At 33.9% G+C, this 7,371-nt stretch carries 5 protein-coding genes and 1 pseudogene; all 6 read right to left on the bottom strand.

Features of this window, described 5'->3' with window-relative positions; translation table 11 throughout:
• Window positions 1-703 (bottom strand): annotated as a pseudogene (locus AABL85_RS17115) (OmpA family protein); the annotation flags it as partial.
• A 29-nt stretch (window positions 704-732) separates the two neighbouring features.
• The gene (locus AABL85_RS17110; protein WP_341310986.1) at window positions 733-1,665 is read right to left on the bottom strand and encodes a type IX secretion system membrane protein PorP/SprF; all 933 of its coding nucleotides are present in this window, start codon (window positions 1,663-1,665) and stop codon (window positions 733-735) included.
• An 8-nt stretch (window positions 1,666-1,673) separates the two neighbouring features.
• A complete protein-coding gene (locus AABL85_RS17105) occupies window positions 1,674-2,966 on the bottom strand; it encodes a gliding motility-associated C-terminal domain-containing protein (RefSeq protein ID WP_341310985.1) in 1,293 nt (430 codons plus the stop codon).
• Window positions 2,967-2,982: 16 nt separating this feature from the next.
• Window positions 2,983-5,523: a hypothetical protein gene (locus AABL85_RS17100; protein WP_341310984.1), complete on the bottom strand. Its 2,541-nt coding sequence runs from the start codon at window positions 5,521-5,523 to the stop codon at window positions 2,983-2,985.
• Window positions 5,524-5,533: 10 nt separating this feature from the next.
• Window positions 5,534-6,040, bottom strand: coding sequence for a hypothetical protein (locus AABL85_RS17095; protein ID WP_341310983.1), 507 nt, complete (start codon window positions 6,038-6,040; stop codon window positions 5,534-5,536).
• A gap of 2 nt (window positions 6,041-6,042) precedes the next feature.
• On the bottom strand, window positions 6,043-7,371 hold a 1,329-nt coding region (locus AABL85_RS17090), incomplete at its 5' end, for a hypothetical protein (protein ID WP_341310982.1).

Below are 7,371 nucleotides of genomic sequence, written 5' to 3'. Positions count from 1 at the left end.
AGACAGCTGTTGCATCATTTACTCTAGAGCTTATCTCTTTAGCGAACTGCTTAGGCTCTGAGAAAGTCCCATCAACGTTAATCGTACTACTGTATAAAGCTGTAAAGCTCTCATTAGTCCACTCGTGGATAGCCTTATCTACTTCTTGATTACGAGCTGATGTAAAAATTAATTCATTGCCTAATATAGTAGCTCCATAATCCGAAAACTTTGTATTAATACTCAAAGACTTTATATTATACAAATCTTGTTTGTCTTCTATCTTTTGCAAATAATCCTTATTTTCTTGAAAAAGTTGTGCTCTAGAATCATTTGCTTCCAATCTGGAAAACTCTTCCATCTTTTGCTTAGACTTGTCATAACTCTCAACAGACTTAAGCGTCTGTGCATAACGATAGTAATATTCTGATGGAATTGGCTCTTTTCCTTTATCCTCATACTCTCCATCGAATAGTGTTTCATACCACTTATTAGCCTCAGGTAACTTTCCATTAAAATAATAAGCATCGGCTAACTTCTTTAGCATATCTGCGTTAGTATATCCCTTGTTTGCGATGCGCTCATAGATTTTGATTGCATCTACATAAGCCTGAGTTTGATATTCTTTATCCGCTTTCTTTTCTGCTACTTTCTGTCCATAAGTACTAATACCTACAAAAAGCAACATTGTCAATAAGCTTATTTTCAGTAGCTGTTTTTTCATAGTTTCTCTTTCTTTATAGCTAATTTTCCTTAGAAGAATCGCGGTGCATTAATTGTACTACGACGGTTAAATAATTCAAATCTTAAGAAGATCTCGTGTGATCCTGAGTTATAACGTTGAAGCGCAGTAGTCTCAAAGTCATAAGAATATCCTACAAATAGATTTTCATTGACCTGGAATCCTGCCAAGGCGCTCACTGAAGCATCCCAACGATAAGCAGCTCCTAAAGTAAACTTGTCATACATTAAAAAGTTAGCTGTTAAATCAACTTGTAACGGTGCTCCACTTACTGCCTTAACTAAAGCAGCTGGCTTAATTAACAAGTTCTCACTCACATCAAATACATACCCTCCCATTAAGTAGAAGTGCATCTTCTGACGCATAGTTGTGATATCATTATCATCATAGCGATCTGTAGTCAAGAAGTTTGGAACTGATAATCCTACATAAGCTTTATCAGAGTATAAATAGACCCCTGCTCCAATATTAGGATTAAACTTGTTGTTTAGATTTTCTTGACTTACAGGATCAGTAGGATTGTGGATATTAAGCTTTGTATAATCAACACTTAATAAATTAGCAGTCGCTTTTAACCCGAATGCTAATTTATAATCAGCATTTAAGTCAATAGCATAAGCTAAATCTACAGAGATATTATTCTCATCCATCGCTCCTAGACGATCATTGGTAAAGTTCACTCCTAGGCCTAATCCACTTTCTCCAAGAGGTGTAGACACAGATACATTCGCTGTTTTAGGCGCTCCATCTAGTCCTACCCATTGTGTTCTGTACATCCCAAACACATTAAGTGTTCCACGACTCCCTGCATAAGCAGGGTTGATCATATTAGTATTATACATATACTGCGTATACTGTGGATCTTGCTGAGCTTGCATAGTTTGGAAGCAGCCTATTAACAATAGACTGATTCCAATTTTTTTTATATTTTTCTGAATACTCATAACTCTTCTTACTTATTACTTTCTAAATGTAGGTAACCCGATTTCTTAATCATACGCGAACCGCTAGCATCTTTATACTCATAACTCACGATGTAGAAATAAGTACCTGTAGGTAATTTCTCACCTTTATTTATAGTAACACGTCCATCAGAGTACCCTCTAAACACATTACCTGCACTGTCATAACTCTTCGTGTCGAATACCTTCACTCCCCAACGGTTATAAATCTCTACTGTATTATTAGGGAATCTATTGATATTATCTATGATAAAGTAATCATTCTTACCGTCTCCATCAGGAGAAACAAGGTTATAAATAACGATATCTCCGTCTAAGATTAAGTCTGTATTCACAGTAGCTAATGTAAAGAATCCGTACCCCTTCACACTCGTTGGTGTTGTGATCTCTTTTTTCTCCACATCCACTACCCCTCCTTCGTCTACCCAAAGTTGTTGCTTAGCATCCCAGCGTACGATGTGTAATTCTTTCTCTGGATTTACTAATAACTCTTTAGGTGTAGTACGCTCATCCCAACTTAGTGTCAACATGATGTCTCCTTTACTATTATCACTTCCTTTATCTACTGTCCAGTACTCGCGCTCATCTAGTAAGTTAATCACTCCTGACTTAGCACTACGCGCTCTAAAAAAGTTCTTATCATCTAAGTTATACTTTCCTTCATACGCATCCTTTACATGCTCAGGAGCAGTGATTCTAGCATAACGGTATAGTCCTTTATCTCCTTTAGGATATTGAAACTCCTCATTACCTATCTTCTCTACATAGCCTTCTGCATGACTTCTATCTGTAGGTTTAAGCGCTTTCGCTCCTTGGTGGAAAGTTAACATCCCTGCAAGTGAGTCTACCTTAATAATACCATCTTTAAAGTCTACGCTACCTCTTACGTTAGCCTCATTCTTTAGGTCAAAGGCCATGTCTTTAGTAGAGTTATCTAGTACCATATCAAAGAAATTAGAAGGTTGGCTTCCTGTGATATGTTGAGCTCCTTTCGCTTCTTCAAAAGGAGTGAACACAGCTTTAGAACCTTTGGCGTTAGTGCTGTAATCATATATATTGTCATTGTTAAAGTTGCTGTAGTAATAAACCGTTCCATCATTCTTTACATACCCTTCTTTTGTATTGTCAAAATCATAGATAGTAGACATGACTCCTCCTTCGGCTATCGAAATCTTTCCTTGATTTACCATTACTTGGTCTTTCTTAGCTTGCTGTGCTACTACTGTAGCAGGCAAGGCTAAACCTAATAAAGCAACTGATTTATACAATTTTCTTGACTTCATAGTTTTTATTTTATAATTAATTAGCTACTGCTTGATTTAACAACATCGGATTAGTAACAGCAGAACAATCATTTACTTTAATCTCAAACTCATTTGATGTGTCTGAACATTGATTGTTAGTTACATTTAATCGAATGCGTAAACCATTTAATTCTTTACTAGCATGACTAACTTTAATTGTTTTTCCCTCAAGAATAATTCTATTTGAAAAAGTTGTATTATCTAATATTTTCCAATTTGTTGTTCCAGTTGTAGTGTATTCCCATTTATAATTTGAAACATTTGTAGTTATAGATACTTTAGCAGAATCGAAGTTTTCACAAATCACAATATTGTCAATATCCTTGCTTACCTCTGGTAAGGCATTAATCACAATAGTAAATTCTTTTTTAGGACCTATACATCCATCTTTTCCCTCTGCTACAAAATATTTATAAACACCTACAGCAGTTGGACTAGGAACATCTGATAATTCAACTTGATTACTATCAAAATAAACCAATTCATAACCTTTGTTTTTTCCTGTAGCAGATAGCTCATTTTCTAAAACTAAAGGCTCTCCAAAACACAACTCTGTATTCTTAGCAATAGGTGAAGTAGTTACTTTTTCAATACTGATTTCTAACTTTGCATAACAACCATCCTCCATACCTGGCACCATCACATAATACATTTTTCTACTACCATTACTGTTAACCGAAAAATCTCCAGTTATTAAACCATCATTAGATGTATAAGTTGTTGGTACTTTACTATAAAACTTAGCTCCAGGAGGATACTTATTTACAATTTCACTTCTATCAAATCCTGTTGTTGGTACAGAACAAAAAGCCTTAAATTGCATAATTCCATCTTCTACAGGAGGATTACAGTTTTGCAAGAAATCTGTTGTAACACTTATGGTAGAAATAAAATCATCATAAACAGGACCAGCACATACTCCGTTTCCATAATCTCTTACTAAATCAGAATTTACTTTTGATTTTGATGTAGCTCCTTCTCCAGATATTTTACCATTAATCTTTACTTCTAATCCACACACATTGGTAGATAACAATACACAATTATCAGATACTCTAAATCTATACTTTAATTGAGCTAATAGCTTATCTTTTGTTGTATCTAAAGGTAAATTTCCAATATCCCAAACAATTTTACCTCCAGCTGTAACACTTGGATCATTTGTACCTCCAGTAGGTGGTACCCAAGTAACACTTCCTGATGCATCTAGACCTGGCACTATCTCCGCATCTAAGAAATGTAGATTAAAAGGTACAGGTATTTCAATTTTAGAATTATTAACAGCTTCTGTTCCTTTGTTATAAACATCAAGCTCAAATTCAAACTCTTGTCCAGGAGTGATTGTTCCATTATTTAATGGTTTTACACCTCCATAATTAGTTGTTTTATTCTCTCCTACTACATCAGGGACATAAGCATCTACAGCAAATACAATATTATAAATTACATAAGTATCTTGAGTAGAACCATATCGGAATGTTGCACTTGTAGCATTATTTCCAATATATTTATTACCTGTATTATTTAAATCAAACTTAGCAATATCAAATCCTGTGTTATTAACTAGATTAGGTTTTCTTACAGTACCGCCAACTTGGATAGAAGAATTAAAAAAGTTACCTGTAGAATTCCCACTATGACTTAATCTATCAAAGCTACTTCCTCTTTTAATCTCAAAATAGTCTCCAGGAATATTCCTATCTCCTTCACCGGCCATCATCCCTAATGTTACATTTACATCTCCGTGTTGAGTCGCTTTAAATCCAGAAATAGGAAGTTCATAATTGTAAGTCCCTCTTGCTACGTAAGCATGTCCATCAAAAACAGTGATATCTCTCCACTTCATAGCAGTATTTTTATAGATAATAACCATTCCCCAGCCTCCATAAAATCCAGTTCCTCCACCATTACCTTCTATCAAAGCTAAATTAGCTAAAGTATATGTACCTGCTCCCCTATCACGAACGTAATAAGTTATATCTGCATATGCAGAATACATATTATCATGCTTGTTACTAGGGTAATAAATATCCTGAGGTGCTGCAGTTACATTAACATAATTTTCATTATTAAACTTTATTTTTGCTTTTCGTTTGTTTAATGTATAGCTTCGGTTATTCTTAGTAACATTAAACTCTTCAGCAGAATTTCCTCCATCATGTGTTCTACCTGACCAATATATACCGGCATAGATAATTTCTGTACACTCGCCCCCTGGTAAAACAAGGTCTGCTGAAGATGAATTAACTATATTTACATTCGTCTGATCTACATTCACATAGTTCATTTGATTATTACTATTATCAGAACCAAGATTATAGCTCTGTAAAGTCATGTTGGTATTACCAAACATTAAAAAATCTCCTTGTAAATTATAATTTCTTACGTTAGTATAAGGCATTGGAGCCTTCGGTGATTCACGTGGTTTAAAATCTTTTACAACTTGCGCATACCCCAAGTTACTTCCTAGTATTAAAAAAATCAACAATAAGAAAGCTGATAGATAAGCACTTGTATTTTTTGAATATTTTTTCATAGCTTTTCTATTAACTTGGTTGATCCATTGTTGAATACAGAATTTCAACATCTTGTTTTTCGTTTAACTTTTGTAATAAATCAATAAACTCTGTTTGAATTAACTCTTTATCTAATTCTCGATATGACCTAATGTAGATGTATTTAAGACTTTTAAATTGAATAATTAAATCTTTGGGAACAACGATTTGTTGCTTTCCATCCCATTTAATATTTATTAAAACAACCTCTTTTAATTCATCTTTATAAACATTACTTAAACGAGAAAAATCGCTAGTGTCTTCAATTAACATTTCAACTATCTCTTTAGAGTTTCCTTGATGAATTTTAGCTTGTTTATCAAATGCTATAAACATAGAGGTTGGTGCACCATTAGCTAGGTAATTAAGATCATTAGCCTGTGAATCAGTTAATTTAATAAGTTTCTGATTGTATTCTAAAATAGCACTTTGTGCTTGTGCTTTGATTCCAAAGCACAAGACAAAAGCTATTATTATATATAAAATATTATTTTTCATAATCAATTATCTTCATTAACAGAGAATACAATGTTTATAAAGCTTCCTATATTTACATTAGCTGTATCACTTACTTTATATGTCATTAACCCTACTGCATTAATACTTAGAATAGTAAATACTCCTTCTGTTGCATAAGTCACATGAAAACCTAGCTCTGATGCAGGTAAAACTGGTAGAGCTGATGCTCCAACACTACTCATTACAGGGCTTCCAAATTGTTTCTTATAAATAGCATACATATCTATTGTACCTGTACGAGTTGCATTATTATATGTAACGCCTTCTTGTTGGGCTTGACTCTCTGCTGTAGGGACCATTACTGAAGGCATATAGAAGAACTTAGGCATCGCTGCTTTTAAAGCTTTTATAACGTCTCCATTTTTATCTATTGCTAATAAATGCTGAGTAACCCCTTCACTTTCATTAACTGCTTGCGTTTTTTTCTTATCAAGCCCCGTTAAAGCAAGCGTATTATCAGTAGTAGTATTAATAGCTGTTTTTTTAGTTAATAAACCTCCTAATTGGATATTAGTATCTGTTTTAGTAAGTCCATTATTCGCTGTAACTATCTCCCCTACATCAGTCTGATTTTTCCAAGTAGGAGCTCCTGTATTATCTGTAACCAATACTTGATTATTACCTGCATTAGCTATGTCTTCCGGTTTTATCGTTCCGTTTTGGATATGATCTGTTGTAATCTTATTATTAGCAATATTTAGTTTGACATCAGTTAATAATGATTTAGTAGCTGTTGTTGCTATTGCATTACTATCAGTACCTATAACAATTACACCATCTGTTGTTAATGTTTTAGCATCAACTACCTTATCAACTGTTACATCTGGTGTGCCTGGAATCCAAGCTTGTGTTGTTTGGTCATAAATTAAGGTTTGTGCATTAGAAGGTTTAGTATCACTAACTGGCGTACCTTGGATAGCTTGTACTACTGTTTTACCTTCTTTTAGTACAGCATCACCTTCTAAAATTAACTCTGCCTCTACTCCATTAACAGAACTTACTATAGCTGTTTCCTTAGTCACAAGGATATTAGATGTAGCAGCTTTTTTATTAATCCACTTAGTTGTAGCTGTATCTCCTGTTCCTTCTGTTACTAAAATTTGTCCATCATTTCCTGGTTTAATTTTATTAGTGGTAATTCCTTTATCTGCAATTTGGATACCGGCATCAGCTAATAACTTATCAGTTCCATTTACTCCTGTTATAAACTCAAGTCCTCCTGCTAACGATAAATCACCTTTTGTATTATCTACTGTAGTTTTTAACTCTTCTAATGCCTCTTGTACATTTGTTGATGTAAAACCATTAGT

The organism is Myroides odoratimimus (assembly GCF_038039805.1).
Taxonomy (GTDB): domain Bacteria; phylum Bacteroidota; class Bacteroidia; order Flavobacteriales; family Flavobacteriaceae; genus Flavobacterium; species Flavobacterium odoratimimum_B.
This window is presented reverse-complemented; position numbering and strand designations above follow the sequence as displayed.